This window comes from Nannocystis sp. (genome assembly GCF_016714285.1).
Lineage (GTDB): Bacteria > Myxococcota_A > Polyangia > Nannocystales > Nannocystaceae > Nannocystis.
Map to the genome: position 1 here is coordinate 290460 of NZ_JADJNN010000004.1, position 20104 is coordinate 310563.

A 20104-nucleotide genomic window follows, 5' to 3' on the forward strand; every position below is an offset into this window, starting at 1 on the left:
AGCGCACCGCCCCGCGATGGTTTAGAGTCGCGGCGCGGCCATGTCCGACCCCGACCCGCCACGTCCCCCGGCCCTCGCGCACCCGCCCCGGCACTCCGCCGTGCGCGACCGCCTGCGCCGGCTGCCGCGCTTCCTGGTCCCGCGGGTCGCCCAGGTCGAGGTCAGCCGCGCGCGCGAGGCCTGGCTGGTCCTCGTCTACGCCGCCCGCCGGTGGATCCAGGTCGACCGCTCCGCCACCCTCGCCTCGAGCCTCGCGCTCCAGACCGTCCTCTCGATCGTCCCCTTCGCCGGCCTCGTGCTCACCCTGCTCGGCCTGCTCGGCAAGGACCAGGCCCGCGACTTCCTCAACCGCATCGCCGGCATGTTGATCCCCGAGCCCGAGCGCGCCGGCACGATCACCGAGGGCATCTACGAGCTCGCCCGCAACGTCACCCTACAGAACCTCGGCATCGTCGGCTTCCTCGGCTCGCTCGCCGGCGCCTCGCTGCTCTTCCTCACCATCGAGAGCACCGTCAACGACATCTGGCGCGTCAAGTTTCGCCGCAGCGCGGTCGCCAAGTTCACGATGTTCTACACCCTGGCCACGCTCGCCCCGCTGGTCATCTTCTTCAGCCTCGGTCGCCCCTTCGTCGCCACCATCACCGAGCAGCACGGCTTTAGCCTGCTGCCGATCCTCAGCACCAGCCTCGCCTTCATCCTCCTCAACCGCCTCATGCCGGCCACCCGCGTCCGCTGGCACGCCGCCCTCATCGGCGGCTTCGCCGGCGCCGCCCTGTTCGAGCTCGGCAAGCGGGGCTTCGCCCTCTTTCTCGCCAACATCACCAGCTACGAGGGCACCTACGGGGCCCTCGCCGCGCTGCCCGTGTTCTGCGTGTGGGCCTACGTCTCGTGGCTCATCGTCCTCTTCTCCGTCGAGCTCGCCTGCGTCGTCCAGCTGCTCCCGCTGGTCCGCCGCGAGGGCTACGTCCCGCCCAACCTGCGCGAGGACGCCGACGAGGGCGTCGGCGCGGCCCGCCTCGCCTGCCGCCTCGTCCTCGCCATCTGCGATTATTACGACCGCGTCGGCGCCGGCCTGTCCGCGCGCACCCTCGGCGCCCGCTTCCAGGTCGACGCCCCGCGCCTCTCGAGCGTCGTCAACCGCCTCGAGCAGGTCGGCATCCTGCTCCACGTCGAGGCCCCCGAGGCCGCCTACCTGCCCGGCCGTCCGCTCGACCAGCTCACGGTCCTCGAGATCATGCGCCTGTTCGCCAGCCGCGACGTCGACGTCTCGCGCCACGACCACCTCACCGCCCTGTTCACCCGCCTCGACAGCAGCGTCCGCGAGATCTTCGGCGCCATCACCTTCATGGACCTCATCCACGAGGAGCGTCGCCGCCGCGCCGACCGCCCGATCGCCGACAACCACGACGAGCACCACGAGCACGCGCCAGCGCCCGTGTGAGCCCTCAAAACCACGAGCACGCGAGCCCCGGCGAGCACGCGCCAGCGCCCGTGTGAGTCCTCAAAACCACGAGAACGCGAGCCCGAGCGTCCCCGACGCGCGCACCCCGAAGCCGCCCGCGCTGCCGTCGGCGCGCAGCCACAGCCCGAGGTTGAAGCGGCGCGCCAGCCAGAAGTCGTGGCCGACCCCGAGCCCGAAGGCCGCGCCGAACTTGGTCTGCTTGTCGATCAGCATCCCGTCGTTGCCTGGCACACGCACCCACGCCGACGACAACCCGAGCCCCAGCGACAGCCCGAGCCCGCGGCCCTTGATCGGGAAGAACAGCCCCTCCGCCAGCAGGTTCGAGAAGCCCACCAGCGCCGTCTTGTCGCCGCCGAAGCTCGTCACCCCGAGCCCCCCGAGCGCTATCTTGTCGCTCAGGCGCCCGCCGGCGCGCAGCAGCCCGGTCAGCGCCACGCCCGGGCCCGTGCCCGTCCCCTTCGCACGCAGGTTGCCGCCGCCGAGCCCGAACGCGAAGCCCAGGTACCAGTCGTGTCGCACCTTCTTCGCCGTCACCACCTCGACCGCCGGTGCCCGCGCCCCTGTGCTCGGCACCACCGGCCCCTCCGGTGCGGCGATGGTCGCCGCGGCCACCTCGCCGCTCGCATTCATCGGCGCCGCTTCGACGCCAGCGCCCTGCGCGGACGCGACGTCCGCGCACCCCAGCCACATCGCAAGAGCCACAGGCACGCCTCAGCATAACGGCTGCGCGCCCGGTCCGACAATCCCCGGCAACGGCTTGCCAAGCTGCGCACCCATTGGTCAAATCGGGGCATGCGCTCCGCAACTCGCATCCGTCCTCGCCTGCTCCTCGCCCTCGCGGTTGTCCTCGCCGCGCCCGGCGTGCAGGCGGCACCGTCGGTGAGTTCCACGCTCTCCGCAACGCCGACGCCTCCGCCGTCGCCACCGATCGGACCGTCCCCGCGCGCCAGCGCCGACGTCAAGCGCATGTACGCCGTCACCTTCACCAACATGGTCGTCTGGGAGAACGGCGCCGGCTACCTCCACGCCTTCTGGCGCACGCTCGGCACCAACGGCCCCGACAGTCCGGCCCGCGTGCAGTGGGGTCGCGGCTGCCCCGAGATCAGCGACCGCACCTTCGCCGCCCTGCACACCGCGTTCAGCAACCCCGGCGGCTTCTTCCTCATCCTCGACAAGTCACCCGACGCGCGCCAGCCCGGCGCCTACTGCGTCACCAACGTCGAAGTCGAGCGCATCACCCCGGTCCAGGATCCACCCTCTCGCCTCGCCCCGTCACCAGCCCCACCGGCCCCGCCGCCCGGCCCGTCTCCTGGTGGCCCTGGCACGCCGCCGCCAGTGTTCAGCCCGAAGAACCCGAACAAGTAGGCACCCCCGCGTTCGCAGCGACCTGTTCCGAGGGCCAGGTCCTGGGGCCCTCGGCACCCAGAGCCTCTGCCAGGGCCAACGCCGGGGACAGCGTTCCGGTCGCCCATCGCCCTTGCCTGTCAGCCGCGCGAAGCCCCGATCACGCCGCCGTCCACCGGCCGTCGCTGAGCTTTGGGCTCGCACGCCTCGCGCTCGCTGTGCGATACTGGCGGCGAGCCGCCATGATCTCGAGCACCCGCCCCCTCTCCCTCGCCGCGCTGGTCCTGCTCGCGGGCGCCTGCGCAGGCCGCTCGGCGATCCATCGCCAGCAGCGACAGTGACAGCACCGGCACCGGCAGCACCGGCGACACCGAAGCCAACCCGACCAGCGCCGGCCCCACCAGCGTCAGCAGCGACGACACCGGCGTGCCCGCCGAGGGCGAGGCCCGCTACTTCCTGCGCATCGACGACAGCCCCGTCCCACCCGTCAAGCTGGAGATGGACAAGGCCAAGGTGCTCGAGGTCTTCGGCATCGAGGCGGCCAAGAAGATCAAGCTGCTCGACGTCGAGACCGACAAGCTGCTCACCACCGTGCTCGGCCAGATCCAGAACGCCTGCGGCGACTGGTGGAACGGCGCCACCTGGGTGGCCGACACCAACGACAAGGACAAGGACGGCGACAAGCTCGAGAAGATCGTCAAACAACCCGCGCCGCCCGACTGCACCAAGGGCAACGACCTCGGCAAGAGCTTCGGCCCCAACTGGAAGACCACGCCGCAGTTCGCCATGGTCCGCCTGCTCAGCATGACCCCCGGCACCGTCGACGTCGACGGCACCGACCTGCAGACGACCAAGGAGTACCTGGCGATCAATCCCGCGGTGCCCTTCACGCTCGAGGGTCTGCTCGCCGACAGCCTCGGCATCAAGATCAACGCCGGCTTCATCCCGCTCGAGCAGCTCATGCTGGCCCTCCAGCAGACCCTAATCGCCTCGCACCCCGGGCCCACCCGCTCGGATCCGACGACCCCAGCTCGATGGCGATCCCAAGGGCAAGCTGCCTGTCACGCTCTACGACGCCGTCATGGACATGCAACCGTTGGCCGAAAAGTTCAGCAAGGCAAAGAATGGTGACCATCCTGGCATTTTGGTGCCCGACGACTCCGACGGTGATGGCAAACCCGAGTTCACTACCCACAGCGACGCACTCACCCCAGCGTTTCTCATGCGCGCGGAGGCCAAGTCCAACCTCCGCCTCGTCGAGGGCGTCGACGCCTCCATCGGCGCCGGCTCGATGTTCATCAGCAGCGACCCCGACGCGCCGCTCGCGTTCGACTTCAACGACCCCGAGAAGGTCCAGATGCTCGGCATCGCCGACGCCCCCACCGTCGACATGCGCATGGCGATCCACGAGCTCGACACCTTCGTGCCGTCCTGCGAAAACGACGACAAGTGTCAGGCCAACTACCCCGACACCCCGGTCGACGGCGACTACATCTGGACCACCCCGGCGTGGTCGCTCGAGCGCATCATCGGCACCGCGGGTTACTTCGCTTACGGCAAGGTAGCCCACGAAGATTGCCTCATCTTCGGCCTGCCCAAACCCAAGTGCGATGCCGGCGTATGGATTGGCCCGCACAAGATCCCGTCGCCACCGCCATCCGGCAAGGGCGGCCCGCTCGGCTGGACGCAGTTCAAGGTGCTCGACTACCACGTCCCCGGGCGCCCAGTTCCTGTGGGAAATGTTCCTCGGCATTGCTCAGGTCGCCATTCACGACCCGGCCGGCGATGACGATTTCGAAAACAAGCTCGCCAACAAAGGTAACAACATCGCAGAAGGTGACGCAGCACCTATTTACGCGCTCAAGGGCGTGCCCATCGGCCTCACCGCCGAGGAGATGATCGCCCAGATCCGCCCGAACCTGCAGGACCAGGCCGAGTACATCGCCAACGTCATCCTCGGCAAGTTCTGGAAGCACAACGCTCGCCTCGATTTTTACTACCAGCCTCGCGGCCACGCGGGCAAGCCCAGCCAGCGCCCCCACTGCTGGTATTCGTCCGCAGCCGTCGACCCGACCGACCGTTGGACGGCAGCCGGCAGGCCCTCCTCGCTTACGCCTACGACCGAAACCCGGATTCTTCGCGGACGCCGCCCTCAACACCAAGGTCTCCTCGACCCAGATCGACGGCGTCCCCGAGGCCGACCACGAGAAGCTCCGCCTGCCCGAAGGCGAGACCGTGCTGTACATGCAAGACGACGAGCAGCAGCGCTACCGCCTCCGCTTCTTCGTCCCCGAGTCCAGCGACCCCACCGAGATCGTCGTCCACGTGCACGCCCTCTGAGCCGCCCCCCCTCCCCGCGCCATGCGCCACTCGCACCCCCTCTCTCCCTGGCATCACCTCCCGAGGCGTCCCGGGTACCTCGGGCCGCGCCCTCGCTTCGTCACCACGCTGGCCTGCGTCCCCGCGCTCTCCGAACCCGACGACACCGCCCCCGAGGAGCTCGCCCGCGAGGAGACCCGCAGCGTCGAGCTGCGCTTCCTCCGGCTCGACGCCAAGAACTTCGTCCAGGTCCTCACCAAGGAGGACCTCAAGACCAAGTTCCCCGAGCGAGTCCTGCGCGAGACCTGGCTGCTCGACATGGACCTCGAGCCGCTCATCGGCAACGCCCTCGACATCCTCGTCAACACCCCGGCCGAGGAGGCCTACGCGCTGCCGCAGCCGTCGCTGAACATGTGGAAGCTGCTCAACATGACGCCGGCCAACACCGTGCTCGACGGCACCAGCCTCGCGCCGCTGCTCGGCGTCGGCAAGGCCGTCGGCCTCGCCCCCACGCTCATCCTCTCGGACCTCGTCGACCTCGATCCCAACGCGAATATCATCACGATCCCGCTCACCAAGACGGCCGTGCTCGCCGACGTGATCGCCACCCACCCGAACGCCCTGTGGCGCCGCGGACCAGTCACCACCGAGGCCCCAGACGGCCTCTACCCGGTCAGCAAGAACAGCATGCCGGTCAGCCTCTACGACGTCCTCACCGACTTCGCCGACCTGCCCAAGAACTTCGGCCCCGCCTCGGAAGCACGATCCGCTACGACGGCGAGGAATACACCACCTCCGACCACCCCGGCTTCGTCGCCAGCGCCTCTCCGATCGTCGCTGCCACCGACGACTTCTCAATGACCGTCCAGGTCAACCTCAACGCCCTCCCCTACAAGGGCGTCGACCTCACCAACGTCGCCGTCGCCAGCATCAACAGCACCTCGAGCCAGATCGGCGGCGTGTTCGACTTCTCGAACGACAAGTGGCTCGAGATCAAGGGCCTCATCCCCGAGCTCACCATCGACGAGATGACGATGGCGATCCACGAGAACCCGGTCTTCATCGCCGGCGGTACCAAGCAGGAGCCCGAGCAGCAGGGCGACTCCCAGGCCTGGAATCTGCCCCTCTACGAATTCGAGGCCCTCATCGCCGACGTCGCCCGACGCAAGTCCGCCGACATCCCCGACCACTGCACCATCTACTCGCCCGAGGGCAACGTCAAGTGCCCACCGCCCAAGGGCGAGGTCAAGATGCCGCTGGAGGCCGTCAAGGTGTGCACCGGCGACAACGGCGTCGCCGACGACGGCAACGAGCCCTCACACTGGACCACCATCGCCGTCGACGAGAGCGTCCTCCTCGACAGCCCGCCGCCCGCGCCCGCCTACTTCTGGGACATCCTCCTCGAGGTCGCCCAAGTCCGCCTCCACGACGGCGGCCTCGCCGAGGGCGAGGGCAACATCGCCTTCACCCTGCGCGACATCCCGGCCGGCATCACCACCGCCGCCCTGGAGCAGCAGATCCGCAAGAACATCCAAAACAACCCCGCCGCCCTCGCCGCCCTCGCCGAGCTGCTCAACGAGAACACCGACGGCGCCGCCGACTTCTACTACTACGTCGCCGGCCCCGACGCCCCGAAGTCCCAGCAGGGCGACTGGCTGTACTTCATCACCCCCGACGACATCGCCAACAACACCAGCGGCGACGCCGTCCGCAAGTACAGCTACGACCACCCCGGCTTCTATACGGACCCCGGGCTCGCCACCAAGGTCTCGTCGCTGACCGCCGTCGACGGCGATACCACCCACGAGAAGGTCCAGGTCCACCCCGGCGACGTGCTCTACATCGAGGACGACGCCGGCAGCGTGTTCAAGATCGAGGTCGAGGAGAAGCCCGGGCGCCACAAGGTCGCGCTCGCGGTCACCCGCGTCGATTGAGGCGGGATTTTCGAGGAGGTCGTCCCGTGCCCTGTCTGTCCCTCACGTACCGCTGGTCCCCACTCCGCTGCCTACTCTTGGGCCTCGCGCTCGCGCTGCCGGCCGTGCAAACCGGCTGCGTCGAGGACATCACCGTCCCCGACGAAGCCCCGCCCACGCTCCTGGCGATCGGCCAGCCCCAGACCGTCGAGCTTCGCTTCCTCCGCCTCGACGTCAAGAATTACGAACAGGTACTCACCCAGACAGACCTACAAGCCAGGCAGCCCCAGACCCTCGAGGATGTGTGGCTCCTGGACTTCGCTGACGGACTCGGTCAGCAGGTCCTCCAGCACTGCCGACCTGCCACCAAGCGAAGCAGACAAGCTGCCTGTCGCCGCTCAAAACATGCGTCGCCTGCTCAACATGACGGCTGACAACGTCAACCTCGAGGGCACCAAGCTCGAGAAAATGATCGGCCTCGCCGGTTCGGTCGGCATCCCACCGGCAAAAGTCCTGGCTGCCTTGATGTGTGTGCAAGTCTCCGAGCGTTCTATCCCGTTCGCGCTCGGCGCGGAGGTCCTCCTCGATCTCGTACTCGGCTCCACCCCAACGCCAAAGCGGCTTGGCCCGGTCACAAAAGAGCACCCCGATGGGCAGTATCCCATCGCCGCACGGTCCCTCCCGATCACCATGTGGGACGTAGTTTCGGACTTCAAGGACCTCAGCGAACGCTTCGGCCCTTCCGGCGACCACCCTGGCTTCATCAGCAAGATCGAAGGCATCGAGGTCGGCAGCGCCATGGCGCTGCACATCCGGGCCAATCTGAATGCCCTCCCCTACAAGGGTATCGACCTCGGCAGCGGCTACGTCGCCAGCGTCAATAGTACTTCCTCCCAGATCGACACGCTCTTCGACTTTGATAGCCCGGACTGGCTGACCGTGACGGGCCTCTCGGACATTGTCAAGATTGGCGCGATCACGGTGACGATCGTCGAACACAAGACCTTTGTCCCCGGAGGAGACAGCAAGAGCCCTTCGCCGAACGGCAACTCGGCGATCTGGGACCTCCCCGAGTGGGAATTCGAGCATGTATTGATCGAGATGGCAAGGCGGCGAACCGATACGGTCGATCCCCACTGCGATACGTACAAGCTGGCTACCCAGGTTACGGCCTTTGAAGCCTGCATCGACGATACCGGCTGGACGACCATGGAGACCTTCACCGATATCGGCAACCCTCCACCGCCGGCCTACTTCTGGGACATCCTCGCCGAGGTCGCGCAGGTGCGCTTGCACGACGGCGGACTCGCCGAGGGAGACGGTAACGTTGAGTTCACGTTGCGCGACGTAGAAGTCTCGTTGGATCAAGAGGGGATCATCGCAACCGTCAAGGAAAACATCCGCGCCAATCCGAAGGCCCTGGCGAAGCTGGCCGAGCTGCTCAACAACAACGCCGACGGCGACGCCGACTTCTATTACTACCGCCCCGACGCCAGCAACCCCGCCGATCTCCAGGGCGACTACCTCTACTTCATCACCGAGGACGACCTGCGCACCGACGCCGACGGCGCCCCGGTCCGCCCCTACGCCTACAAGCACCCCGGCTTCTTCGCCGACGCCGGCCTCACGAACAAGCTCTCGAAGACCAGCAAGATCGACGACGACGACACCCACGAGAAGCTCAAGGTCAGCCCCGGCCAGGTCATCTTCGCCGAGGACGACGCCGGCCACGTCTACCAGGTCGCCGTGGGCGATAAGCCGACCCGCAGCGCCCTCTCGCTGACCCTCACCCGCGTCAAGTAGCCCTCCGTCTCCGCCGCTCGCTCCCTCGCGGGCCTCCCTGCTCGCAGCTCCCGCCTCCGCCGCGCCCCCGCCTCCACTGCGCCCCACCTCCCGCACCGCACGCTCCTCATGCTCCGCCACTCACGCTCCTCCCCATCCTCCGCATCGGGCCTGCTCGCCCCCTCGCTGGCCGCCCTCGCCGTCCTGTCCGCCGCCGCATCGGCGCGGGCCTCCGGCCTCGACGCGCCGATGGTCGGCAGCGGCCAGTCGGGCCCGACCACCCGCGACGGCGCCGCCGTGCACTGGAACCCGGCCAACCTCGCCTTCATGAAGCGCGGCGAGTTCTTCGGCGGCCTCATGCTGGTCGCCGGCGACATCCGTTACCAGCGCAACTACACCGGCACCTACCAGACCCCGGACACCCTCGAGTTCAAGACCCCGATCTCGGCCGGCAACATCGACATGACCAAGAGCGGCTACGCCGACCAGGTCAAGGCCAACCCGCTCGCCCCGCTCGGCAACATCTTCGTCGTCCTCCCGCCGATCAAGAACCGCCTGGTCTTCGGCGTCGGCGTCTACGTGCCCTACGGCGCCCCGCTCAAGTTCGACAAGAACGGACCCCAGGCGCTGCAGCTGCAGCAGGCCTTCATCGTCGCCTCCAACGTCACCGCCAGCGCCGCCGTGCGCCTGCACGACATCATCTCGATCGGCGCCGGCGTCAGCTACGTGCTCGGCTTCGCCGAGCTGGCCAAGCTGCAGGACTTCGGCTCGGTCAAGGAGTTCGGCGCCGGCCTCAACAAGCTCGGCCAGACCAACGACTTCGGCCCCAACGCCCCCACCGATGTCCGCGAGCTCGGCACCCTCTCGCGCCCGATCGCCCTCAAGAAGGCCTTCTCGCACGGCGTCACCTTCAACATCGGCGTCACGATCAACCCCACCAAAAAGCTCACCCTGGCCCTGACCTACCAGCACGGCGCCAAGATGAACTACAAGGGCAAGTTCGCGATCGACATGAACGACCCCTTCTTCACCCAGGACCTCGCCGCCCAGGGCCTCAAGTACAAGCCCCTGGTCCAGGGCGACGCCAGCCTGCAATTCAACCTGCCCAAACGCATCACCCTCGGCGCGGCCTACGACATCAACGAGAAGTGGCGCGTCGACGGCTTCTTCCAGTTCGTCACCTACTCCGAGCTCAACAGCTTCGTCGTCACCACCAGCTCCCCCGACCTCGCCCAGAAGGCCCTCGGCATCGGCGAGACCCTCAAGGTCACCCTCCCGCGCAACTGGAAGAACACCGTGTGGGTCGAGGGCAGCGTCCGCTTTCGCCCCACCACCCGCCTCCTGACCTCCGCGACCCTCGGCTACCAGTCCGCCGCCTCGCCCGACAAGACCATCGACACCGCCTCGCCCGACGGCCACCGCATCATCGGCGGCGTCGGTGGCGGCTACGAGGTCAGCCAGCGCGTCGTCCTCTACGCCGACGCCCGCTTCCAGGGGATCGTCCCCCGCACCGTCACCACCTCCGACCACGACCTCGGTAACGGCCAGTACAAGCTCTTCATCGCGACCATCGCCGGCCACCTCAAGGTCCGCTTCTAAGCGGGGCCACCCAGGCTGTCCCAAAGCACAGGCTGACGCCCGGGCCCACGCACGGCCACGCACAGCACGCACGGCAGCGGCCGAGGTTTGCAAGCGCGCACCTGCGAGCACATCCTGCGGCGCCGCGCGCCTTGACACCCAGGCGCCAGGACCGTAGCGTCGAAACCAGGCCGGATGTTGGACGCTCTCCGCAGACTCCTGGCTGCGCCCACGTTCGCGGATGAGGAAGAGACGAGGGTCGCGGCGATCCTCCACACGATGCTGCTGGGTTGCGCCGGCATGAGCGTCGTCGCCTTGCTCGTCCAGGTCATCGCGCTCGAACACACCCAGCTCGCGCTCCTCATCTACCCCGCCGCCTTCCTGTGCAGCGTCAGCCTGCTGGCGCTGGTCCGCCGCCGCCGGCTCCAGCTCGCCGGCAGCGTCTTCCTGATCTTCCTGTGGGCCGCGATCACCCTCGGCGCCCTGACCTACGGCGGCATCCGCAGCCCCAGCGCCGGCGGCCACATCCTCATCGTCATCATCGCCACCCTGCTGTTTAGCGGCCGCCTGGTGCTGATGTTCGTCGCCCTCAGCCTCGCCACCCTCGCCGGCATCCTCGCCGTCGAGGAGCTCGGCTACCTGCCCGAGCGCCTCACCCCGGACACCCCCGAGGTCGCGTTCATCGCCCACTTCATCCACCTCTTCAGCGCCGGCTTCTTCCTCTACCTCGCCGTCAAGAACCTCCAGGACGCCCGCCAGCGCGCCCGCGAGGGCGCCAGCAAGGCCGCCGAGCTGCTGCGCGAGGCGACCGCCGCCAAGAACTACGCCGACAACATCCTCGCCTCGATGGCCGAGTCGCTGATCGTCCTCGACCCCCGCGGCACCATCGTCACCGTCAACAAGGCCAGCCTCGACCTGCTCGGGTACACCCCGGAGCTCCTGCTCGGCAAGAACTTCACGCTCGTCCTGCCCGACTTCGGCGCCCTCGCCACCGACGCCGAACCACCGGTCGGCGCGCACGAGCCCGTCGAGCGCAGCTATCGCAACGCCGAGGGCCGCCCCGTCCCGGTCCTGTTCTCCCACGCGCGCCTGCCCGAGGCCCAGGGCGAGCGCGGCGGCTCGGTGTGCGTCGCCTCGGACATCACCCAGCTCAAGCACGCCGAGAACAGCCTGCGCGAGGCCAAGCAGATCGCCGAGGAGGCCTCGCTCGCCAAGAGCCGCTTCCTCGCCAACATGAGCCACGAGCTGCGCACCCCGCTCAACGCCGTCATCGGCTACGCCGAGATGCTGCTCGAGGAGGCCGAGGAGCGCCAGATCGCGTCCTCGGCCGACGAGGTCCGCAAGATCCAGTTCGCCGGCAAGCACCTCCTCGGCCTCATCTCCGACATCCTCGACCTGTCCAAGATCGAGGCCGGCCGCATGGACATCCACCTCGAGACCTTCGACGTCGCCGACATGATCGACACCGTGCTCGGCACCGTCGGCCCGATGATCGCCAAGAACGGCAACCAGATCTCGATCTCCTGCCCACCCTCGATCGGCTTCGTCCACGCCGACCTGACCAAGATCCGCCAGATCTTGCTGAACCTGCTGTCCAACGCCGCCAAGTTCACCGACAAGGGATCGATCCGCCTCTCGGTCTCCCGGCTGCTCCAGGGCGGCACCCAGACCATCCAATTCCTCATCGCCGACACCGGCATCGGCATGACCCAGGGCCAGGTCACGCAGCTGTTTCAGGCCTTCTCCCAGGGCGACTCCTCGACCTCCCGCCGCTACGGCGGCACCGGCCTCGGCCTCGCCATCACCAAGGCCTTCGCCGACATGCTCGGCGGCACCATCGAGGTCCAGAGCAAGCTCGGCGCCGGCACCGTGTTCGTCGTCCGCCTGCCCTTCGTGAACCCGCGCGACCTGTCCGGCAGCAAGCGATCCACCGCCCTCCCGCCCGAGATCGCTGACGCCGCGCGCGCGGCAGCGGCCCGCGCCGGACTCATCGCCGCACGGCCCGGCGGTGAGGGCCCCCCGCGCGGCGCATGACAGCGACGCGAACGCGACATGTCCTGAGAGACAGCGAGCAGATGCGCGCCACACCGCTCGCCAGGCCCGCGCTGACTCGCCTTGACACCCCCACGCGTGCTCCGTAGCGTCGAGTGTGGCCGAGGCTCCGAGCCCGACGCAGCCCGCCCTGCGCTGGCTTGCACCGCCGATCGTCGCCGACGAGGACGAGCAACGGACCGCTCGCCTGTTGCACGCCGTCCTGCTGGGCATCTGTGGCATCTCGGTGGTCGCCGGCGTCCTCCACCTGCTCGCGTTCGCAGGCGCAGGCGCGACGCGCCACGCCTACCTGCCCGTCTTCTTGACCTCGGCAGTGCTGCTCCTGACGCTGCGGCGCGGGCACACGCGGCGAGTCGCGCTCGCGCTGCCGGTGATGCTGTGGTTGCTGACGGTGTTCCTCTCCCTCAGCGACGGCGGCCTCCTCGGACCGAGCCTCGGCGGCCAGGGCGTGCTCGTCCTGATGGCCACCCTGCTGCTCTCGCGGTGGCTGTTGCTCGCCCTGTTCGGCCTCTGCCTGTCGACCGTGCTCGCCTTCCTCGCGCTCGAGTGGAGCGGCTCGATGCCCGCGCGGACGACCCCCGATCTGCCTGAACTGGCGCTGCTCGCCCGCTCGGTCCAGCTCGGCGCCGCTGGCCTGTTCCTCCACCTCGCCGTGCGCACCTTGCAGGACGTGCGCCGCCAGGCCCGCGCCGGCGAAGCCCGGGCCGACATCCTCCTGCGCGAGGCCAACGCGGCCCGCGAGTACGCCAACAACGTCCTCTCCTCGATGGCCGAGTCGCTGGTCGTGCTCGACGCCCGCGGCGTGATCCAGACCGTCAACAAGGCCGCGAGCGAGCTGCTCGGCCAGGACGCCGCGGCCCTGGTCGGCCGCCCCTTCACCGCGATCCTGCCCGACTACGGGGCCCAACTCCTCGACCACCGACCGCAGCACGACTCGATCGAGCGCAGCTATCGCCACCACGACGGCCGGGCCGTCCCGGTGCTGCTGACCCGCTCACCCCTGCGCGACGAGAACGGCCGACTGATCGGCTCGGTGTGCGTCGCCTCGGACATCAGCCAGCTCAAGGAGGCCGAGCGCAGCCTGCGTGAGGCCAAGCAGATCGCCGAGGAGGCCTCGCTCGCCAAGAGCCGCTTCCTCGCCAACATGAGCCACGAGCTCCGCACCCCGCTCAACGCCGTCATCGGCTACGCCGAGATGCTGCTCGAGGAGTCCGAGGAGCGCGGCCTCCGGAGCTCGCACGACGAGCTGCGCAAGGTCCAGTTCGCCGGCAAGCACCTCCTCGGCCTCATCTCCGACATCCTCGACCTGTCCAAGATCGAGGCCGGCCGCATGGACATCCACCTCGAGACCTTCGACGTCGCCGATATGGTCGAGACCGTCCTCGGCACCGTGCGGCCGATGCTGGCCCGCAACAACAACCAGCTGGTCGTCCACTGCCCGCCCGCGATCGGCTTCATCCACGCCGACCTGACCAAGATCCGGCAGATCTTGCTGAACCTGCTCTCCAACGCCGCCAAGTTCACCGAGCGCGGCACCGTGCGTCTCAGCGTCGCTCGCCACAACGCCAACGGCCCGCGCCTCGTCTTCACCATCGCCGACACCGGCATCGGCATGACCCAGGGCCAGGTCACCCAGCTGTTCCAGGCCTTCTCCCAGGCCGACCCCTCGACCTCGCGCCGCTTCGGCGGCACCGGCCTCGGCCTGGCGATCAGCAAGGCCTTCACCGACATGCTCGGCGGCAACATCGAGGTCCAGAGCAAGCTCGGCGCCGGCACGATCTTCACCGTTCGCCTGCCCTACGTCGACCCGCTCGAGCTCTCGCTCAGCAAGCGCCCGCCCGGGCTGGTCCACGCGCTCGCGCAGGCCGAGGCTCGCCGCCAGCCCGGCAGCTCGCGCTGAGCCTCGCGCCAGCTACTCGCCGCCGACCGCCCGACTCATCAACAGCTCGACCACCTCGGCGCTGCCGATCTTGCGGTCGAACACGTCGGCGCACATCGAGACCAGCGGCGCCCGGGCCCCGGTCCGCTGCGCGTACGCGGCGATCCGCCGCGCGCTCTCGATGCCCTCGACGTAGGCCCCGCCCTGGCGACGAATGTCGGCCAGCAGCGTCCCCGCGGCCAGCTCTCGCCCGACCGCCAGCTCCGGCCGACCGTCGCCCGCGACCGCTGCCAGCAGGTCCCCGTGGCCCGCGAGCCCGGCGAAGGTCTCGACGCGCCCGCCGAGCTGCACGCCGATGCGCGTGCACTCGGCCATCCCGCGCGAGGCCATCACCGCCAGCGTCGCCGGCCCGAGCCCGATCCCCTGCACGTAGCCGACCGCCATCGCCAGCAGCCCCACCGCGGTCGAGGCGAACTCGGCCCCGATGACATCCTCGCTGCTGTAGATCCGCAGCCGCTTGCCGCCGATCGCCTCGCGCACCGCCGCGTGCACCTCGGGGAAGCGGCTGGCGATCACGCCGCCCCCGGGCGCCCCGCTCTCGAGCGCCGCCGCCACCAGCGGCCCCGCCAGCGCGCCGACCCGCCGACACGGCGTGACGCTGCGCAGCACCTGCGACAGCGTCATCAGCCCGTCGCCGACGATCCCGCGGCTCACGTGCACGAGGTAGTGCCCACCGTCGAGGTGTTGGCCCAGCTCGCGCGCCAGCTCCGGCAGCACCGGTGAGGGCACCGCGAAGAAGATGAGCTCCGCGGCCGCGAGCGCCGGCAGGGCCACCAGCGAGATGCCAGCCCCGGCCTCCCGCTGCGGCCGCCGGCTCCACATCAGCACCTCGCTGCCCGTGCGCCGGACCGCGTGGGCCAGGGCCCAGGCGAACGCGCCGCCGCCGACCACCCCGATCTTCATGTCCGACCTCCCAGCGCCGCGATCGTGCGCGCAGCGGTCAGCGTCTCGGGCGTGGCGAGCTCCTCGGCGAAGGGCACCAGCCGGTTCTGATAAAACAGCAGCAAGTTGGGATCTTCGATCACGATGTCCCCGCCCTTGGCGCTGGCCGCCGGGCGGGTGTGGTAGCCGCTCCACGCGGTCAGGGCCTCCGCGACGATCTTCTCCGGCGACTGCGACTGCAGCACCGGTCCGACGTGCACGAGCCCCGCCGCGGCGAACGCGAGCAGGCGGTCGCGGGCCTCACCGACCTCGGCCTCGAGCTGCGACCGCGGCATCGTCGCCCCGCGGACCCGCTGCCGCCCGAACAGGTCGAGCTCCGGCGTCTGCGCGACCAGCTGACGGTAGAGGATGTGGGCCACCAGCTGCGTCCACAGGATCACCGTCGATCGCTGATACTCGCGGGCGATCGCGTCGCCGAGCTCACGCGTGTAGCCGGCGTCGCGAGCCGCGTCGACCGTGGCCACCCCGCGGAACTTCACGTAGCTCGCCGGGTCCACCGTCCGCCCCGACGGCGACAGCGAGCGCCCCTCGTCGTCGATCGGGTTGCAGAACGGGTCGAGCGGCTCGCCGAAGCGCAGCACCATCGCCGAGCGCAGCTGGCTCAGCTTGGTGAAGAACCGAAACCAGCGCTCGGCCTGCCCCGACTCGTCGTCGTCGATGATGTAGCGGCTCTGCCCCGCGCCCTTCAGGTGGTCGTCGATCAGCGTCTCGGCCTCGAGCACCAGCGCGTAGTTCAGCGTCGCCGGCACGAAGTACACCGGCCGGCTGATCCCGCGGGCCTGGTTGCGCGCGAAGGCCTCGACCCCGGTGCCCGCCAGCCCGAGCTTGAGCCGGCGCTCGACCAGCCCCGAGCGCGAGCGCGTCCCGCCCGGGAAGAACAGCGAGTGGTACCCGCGCTCGATCATCATGCACGAGTAGGTCTTGAGCGTCTCCTTGTACAGCTGCGCCGAGATGCGGCGGTCGACCCGATAGGCGCCGAGGTTGTGCATGAAGAAGCTGAGCAGCGGGTTCGAGAACAGGTTCTTGCCGGCGCCGTAGACCACCGGCGGCAGCTGCTCGCGCATCAACACGTAGCCGAGCGCGACCGAGTCGAGGTTCGACGAGTGGGTCGGCACCAGCACCAGCGTCCCGACCTTGGCCAGCCGCCGCAGCTTGTCGATCGGCCCCTCCGCGATGATGCGCTCGTCGAGCGCGCGAAACCCCGAGAGCAGCTGCCGCGGCAGGTCGCCGGGGCTCATGATCGCGGTCAGCAGGCCGGGGATGATCTTCGTCGCCAGGCCGTAGACCCGCACGTCGAAGTTGCCGGCGATGTCGCCGGTCATGCGCGCGACGATCTCCCGCAGCTCGGCCCGCCGCTCCTCCTCGCTCATCTTCCCGACCCGCTTGATCAGCCGGCGCCAGGCCCCGAGCGCGTCGCTCGCCTCGAGGTCACCCTGGCTGGCCAGGCGTCGGACCTCGGCGTTGCCCGCCTCGTTGAGCAGGTACAGCAGCCGGTCCGGCTGGCCCGCATAGTGCTGGGCCACCCGGCGCACGACGTCACTTATGATCGTCCCCCGCTCGCTGTTGAAGCGGAAGATCTGTGGGTCGTCCGGCCGCGGCGCCGGACCGAGGAAGGCCGGCAAGCGCAGCGGCTGGGACAACAGGCGAAACATCAGCGAGCGCATGGGCGCCGCGAGCATAACGAAAGCCCGGCCCCACAGCGAGCGGCGCGACCGGCCACCGGCGACCCGCTCACACGCTCACAGGGGCTCACAGTACAGCGCGTACTGGATGTTCACGTAGCCCGGCTCACAGGTGCACACCGGCAGCTCCGTCGCCTTGTCCTTGCTGCACGTGCCATGACCCCCGCACAGCACACCGCGGCACACGTCCGCCGAGTCGTAGCAGAAGCGGCCAACCGGGTCGCAGAGCCAGAAGCCCGCGTCACAGGTGCCCTCGGGCTCGTGGCACAGCCCCCCAGGCACCCCCGGCTCCGGCTCGAGCGGCCCGGGCCCGTCGTAGCAGGACCCCGCCAGGGCGAGCAGCAGTCCACAGGCCAGCATACGCGCCAGCCCCCATACAGCCCCCCCGCTCGCAGGAGTCGAGGACCAGGCCAGCGTTCGAGGGCCGCGCGGTTGCACCGGCCCACTGTAAGACAAAGGCCCGCGACGTGGAAGCAGGACGCGCTGAGGCACCGAGGCCACAACGCGTCCTCGCATGAAATCCTTGTTATCCAGTTCACGGAAAAATCCGGTACTGATCACCTTCGACGCGAACGCGGGCATGGCCGTCGTGCTGGCCCATGCCCCCGTGGCCCTGGTAGTGTGGGCCTGATGTCCGCCACGCAGCTCTCGCGCCCGTCCTCTCCGTCGCCATCGGCCGGGCACGCCTGGTCCACCCGGGCCGCGGGACCCGTGCACACGCGCCTCCTGGCCGCCGCGATCGCCGTGGCGCTGCCGCTGGCGCCGGTACCAGCGGCCGCGGCCCCGATCGCGGCCTCCCTCACCGCCCCCCTCGTGGCCCCCCTCTCGCTGCTCGCCGACGCCGGCACGGTCACGCCGGCCCAGGCCAGCGGCGCCCGCAAGCCGGTGCAGGACCGGGCCCAGGGGCTGCTCAAGGCCGGCAACCCCGACTCCGCCGCCGAGCTGCTCGCCGAGGAGGCCAGCAAGCGCAGCGATCCAGTGCTCCACCTCGACGCGGCCGACGCCTACAAGACCGCCGGCGTGAAGAACAAGTCGAAGGCGGACCTCACGAGCGGCATCGAGGAGGCGAAGATCGGCCTCGACATCCTCTACTTCCTGCAAGACCCCCGCTGCGACCCCGACTGGCAGCTCGTCGACAGCAGCGAAGTCAGCGCGGAGATCCGCCGCGGCGAGAAGCTCGTCGAGGACAGCGAGAAGGCGATCACCGACCTCGACACCAAGGTCGAGGCTCCGCCGCCGGTCGAGGAGGACAAGGGCCGCAAGAAGGCCCCCCGCGACGGCCGCGGCTACATCGCCGTCGGCTCGCTGCTCACCCTGGTCGGCGTCGGCGGCCTCGGCATCATGGGCGCCGGCCTGGCCACCGGCGCCAGCGCCCAGAAGGACATCGACACCCTCGCTGACAGCCTCAAGAACGGCACCATCATGCAGGCACAATTTGATGCCGAAAAGACCGCGATCGACGACAAGGGCAAGCGGGGCAACGTCCTCACCTACGCCGGCATCGGCGTCGGCGCCGTCGGCCTCGCCGCGGGCATCGCCCTCCTGGTGGTCGGCATCAAGAAGCGCAAGCAGTACCGCGCCGAGCACGGCGGCGCGTCTGACAGCCCGAGCGCCATGCTGCTCCCCGCCCTCGGCCGCGACTCGGCCGGCCTGGTCCTGAGCGGCCGCTTCTAGCCTACCTGGCCTTTCCTACCTGGCCCTTCCTACCTCCTTCCTACCTGGCCCTTCCTACCTGGCCCTTCCTACCTGGCCCTCGAAGCAGGATCTCCCCATGTCGCTGCGCACCTTGCCCCTCTGCCTCGCCTCCGCCCTCGCCGCCGCGGTGCTCGCCCCGAGCCCGGCCCACGCCGGCTGCACCGACCTGAGCGGGCTGTGCCTCGAGCCGATCAAGGGCGGCAAGTGGGAGCCCGACGCCTCGCTCTCGGGCAAGCAGCTCAAGGCCAAGCGCAAGGGCGCCCCGGGCAAGCTCAGCGTGACGATCGAGGACGGCCGCGGCAGCGTCTTCGTCGACGGTCGCCTCGCCGGCACCGCCCCGGTCGCCAACCTCACGCTCGGGCCTGGCAAGCACGACCTGCAGGTGCGCGACGGCCAGAAGATCCTGGCCGAGGGCGTCCTGACGATCCCCAAGGGCGCGAGCGTCCGCGTCGTCGTGCGGCATCCCTAAACACTCGGGTTCGGCGCTCGACACTGGGTTGGCGCTCGGCTGGCCGCTGGCTCCCCGCCCCCTCGCGCAGTATCCTGGGCCCATGACCCGCCCCTGGAGCGACCCCGTGGGCCCCTTCCGGGCCGACCAGATCCACGAAGGCTCGCACTACGAGCTGTCCCAGGGCCACGCGATCCACTGCATGACCGCCGGGGGACGCCACGGCAGCGCCCACGTGCTCGGCAGCGGGGTCCTCGACAGCGATCCCGGCGTCACCCAGCAGGTCGGCGTCGACGTCGGCATCGAGTGGAACAACGGCAAGAACCTCCGCGCCCCTGACATCGTCGTCGGCATGGACCTGCGCGCCCCCGGGTGGGCGAAGCAGGCCCCGCCGCTGGCGGTCGAGTACGCCGACGCTGGCCAGGATGAGGCCGAGCTCCGCGAGAAGATCGCCGAGCTCCTCGAATTCGGCACCCGCATCATCTGGGTCGTCCGCCTCACCGGCCCCCTCCGCGTCGAGGTCCACGAGCCCGGCATGGCCCTCCGCATCGTCCACGGCGACGGCGAACTGCACGCCCCCGGCATCCTACAAAACCCAGTCCCCGTGCGCGCCCTCATCGACCGCAACGCCGCCCACGAGGCCACGCTGCGCAACCTCCTCGCCCGCGAGGGCTACACCAGCCTCGACGCCGTCCGCAGCGAAGCCCGCGAGGAAGGCCAACTGGAAGGTCGTCAGGAAGGTCGCCAGGAGGGCCTCGAGCGCGCCCTCGCCACCGCCCGCGCCGCTCTGCAAGCCCAGCTCGACGCCCGCGGCTTCACCCTCACGCCGAGCCTCACGGCGCGGCTGCAAGGCTGCGACGACCTGACCACGCTGATGCGCTGGCTGACGCGCGCCGTCACCAGCCCCAGCGCCGCGGCCGCGCTCGACTGAGCCGCGCCTGCCCGCGT

General features: G+C 69.6%; 18 protein-coding genes. 14 read left to right on the top strand and 4 right to left on the bottom strand.

The genetic code is table 11. The annotated features are described in order from the left end of the window. Window positions 1-40: 40 nt before the first annotated feature. Window positions 41-1441 (top strand): YihY/virulence factor BrkB family protein, encoded by a 1401-nt coding sequence (locus IPJ59_RS12185; RefSeq protein ID WP_293271701.1) that lies wholly within the window; start codon window positions 41-43, stop codon window positions 1439-1441. A gap of 60 nt (window positions 1442-1501) precedes the next feature. Here IPJ59_RS12185 and IPJ59_RS12190 read toward each other — a convergent pair whose 3' ends face one another. Next, window positions 1502-2092, bottom strand: a complete 591-nt coding sequence (locus IPJ59_RS12190) for a hypothetical protein (protein WP_293255715.1) — start codon at window positions 2090-2092, stop codon at window positions 1502-1504. 162 nt (window positions 2093-2254) lie between these two features. On the opposite strand from IPJ59_RS12190, the gene IPJ59_RS12195 reads away from it, so the two are divergent. The 10 genes from IPJ59_RS12195 to IPJ59_RS12240 all read left to right on the top strand — a co-directional run bounded on the left by IPJ59_RS12195 (window position 2255) and on the right by IPJ59_RS12240 (window position 14350). Continuing rightward, entirely contained in the window at window positions 2255-2827 is a 573-nt protein-coding gene (locus IPJ59_RS12195; RefSeq protein WP_293271703.1) for a hypothetical protein, read from the top strand. Between the two features lie 405 nt (window positions 2828-3232). Beyond that, the gene (locus tag IPJ59_RS12200) at window positions 3233-3937 is read left to right on the top strand and encodes a hypothetical protein (RefSeq protein ID WP_293271705.1); all 705 of its coding nucleotides are present in this window, start codon (window positions 3233-3235) and stop codon (window positions 3935-3937) included. A 16-nt stretch (window positions 3938-3953) separates the two neighbouring features. Continuing rightward, a complete protein-coding gene (locus tag IPJ59_RS12205) occupies window positions 3954-4595 on the top strand; it encodes a hypothetical protein (protein WP_293271708.1) in 642 nt (213 codons plus the stop codon). A 572-nt stretch (window positions 4596-5167) separates the two neighbouring features. Continuing rightward, window positions 5168-5986 (top strand): hypothetical protein, encoded by an 819-nt coding sequence (locus tag IPJ59_RS12210; protein ID WP_293271710.1) that lies wholly within the window; start codon window positions 5168-5170, stop codon window positions 5984-5986. Further along, entirely contained in the window at window positions 5983-7059 is a 1077-nt protein-coding gene (locus tag IPJ59_RS12215) for a hypothetical protein (RefSeq protein ID WP_293271712.1), read from the top strand. Before IPJ59_RS12210 ends, IPJ59_RS12215 begins: the two co-directional genes overlap by 4 nt. Window positions 7060-7136: 77 nt before the next feature. Continuing rightward, window positions 7137-7472, top strand: a complete 336-nt coding sequence (locus IPJ59_RS12220) for a hypothetical protein (RefSeq protein ID WP_293271714.1) — start codon at window positions 7137-7139, stop codon at window positions 7470-7472. Then, the gene (locus tag IPJ59_RS12225; protein ID WP_293271715.1) at window positions 7444-8841 is read left to right on the top strand and encodes a hypothetical protein; all 1398 of its coding nucleotides are present in this window, start codon (window positions 7444-7446) and stop codon (window positions 8839-8841) included. The genes IPJ59_RS12220 and IPJ59_RS12225 overlap by 29 nt, the downstream gene beginning before the upstream one ends. Before the next feature lie 108 nt (window positions 8842-8949). Further along, entirely contained in the window at window positions 8950-10419 is a 1470-nt protein-coding gene (locus IPJ59_RS12230; protein ID WP_293271717.1) for an OmpP1/FadL family transporter, read from the top strand. A gap of 258 nt (window positions 10420-10677) precedes the next feature. Beyond that, on the top strand, window positions 10678-12432 hold the full coding sequence (locus tag IPJ59_RS12235; protein WP_293271719.1) for a PAS domain-containing sensor histidine kinase: 1755 nt from the start codon (window positions 10678-10680) through the stop codon (window positions 12430-12432). A 115-nt stretch (window positions 12433-12547) separates the two neighbouring features. Continuing rightward, window positions 12548-14350, top strand: a complete 1803-nt coding sequence (locus IPJ59_RS12240) for a PAS domain-containing sensor histidine kinase (protein WP_293271721.1) — start codon at window positions 12548-12550, stop codon at window positions 14348-14350. A 12-nt stretch (window positions 14351-14362) separates the two neighbouring features. On the opposite strand, the gene IPJ59_RS12245 is transcribed toward IPJ59_RS12240, so the two are convergent. The 3 genes from IPJ59_RS12245 to IPJ59_RS12255 all read right to left on the bottom strand — a co-directional run bounded on the left by IPJ59_RS12245 (window position 14363) and on the right by IPJ59_RS12255 (window position 17373). Continuing rightward, window positions 14363-15292, bottom strand: a complete 930-nt coding sequence (locus IPJ59_RS12245) for an NAD(P)-binding domain-containing protein (RefSeq protein ID WP_293255688.1) — start codon at window positions 15290-15292, stop codon at window positions 14363-14365. Beyond that, window positions 15289-16995 carry a 1-acyl-sn-glycerol-3-phosphate acyltransferase gene (locus IPJ59_RS12250; RefSeq protein ID WP_293255685.1) on the bottom strand — a complete coding sequence of 569 codons (1707 nt, stop codon included), beginning with the start codon at window positions 16993-16995 and terminating at the stop codon, window positions 15289-15291. Before IPJ59_RS12250 ends, IPJ59_RS12245 begins: the two co-directional genes overlap by 4 nt. Before the next feature lie 75 nt (window positions 16996-17070). Further along, complete coding sequence (locus tag IPJ59_RS12255) at window positions 17071-17373, bottom strand: hypothetical protein (RefSeq protein ID WP_293255682.1); 303 nt, start codon at window positions 17371-17373, stop codon at window positions 17071-17073. A 351-nt stretch (window positions 17374-17724) separates the two neighbouring features. On the opposite strand from IPJ59_RS12255, the gene IPJ59_RS12260 reads away from it, so the two are divergent. The 3 genes from IPJ59_RS12260 to IPJ59_RS12270 all read left to right on the top strand — a co-directional run bounded on the left by IPJ59_RS12260 (window position 17725) and on the right by IPJ59_RS12270 (window position 20087). After that, on the top strand, window positions 17725-18687 hold the full coding sequence (locus tag IPJ59_RS12260) for a hypothetical protein (RefSeq protein WP_293271723.1): 963 nt from the start codon (window positions 17725-17727) through the stop codon (window positions 18685-18687). 97 nt (window positions 18688-18784) lie between these two features. Further along, a complete protein-coding gene (locus tag IPJ59_RS12265; protein WP_293255676.1) occupies window positions 18785-19177 on the top strand; it encodes a hypothetical protein in 393 nt (130 codons plus the stop codon). An 82-nt stretch (window positions 19178-19259) separates the two neighbouring features. Next, entirely contained in the window at window positions 19260-20087 is an 828-nt protein-coding gene (locus tag IPJ59_RS12270) for a Uma2 family endonuclease (RefSeq protein WP_293271725.1), read from the top strand. Window positions 20088-20104: the final 17 nt, after the last annotated feature.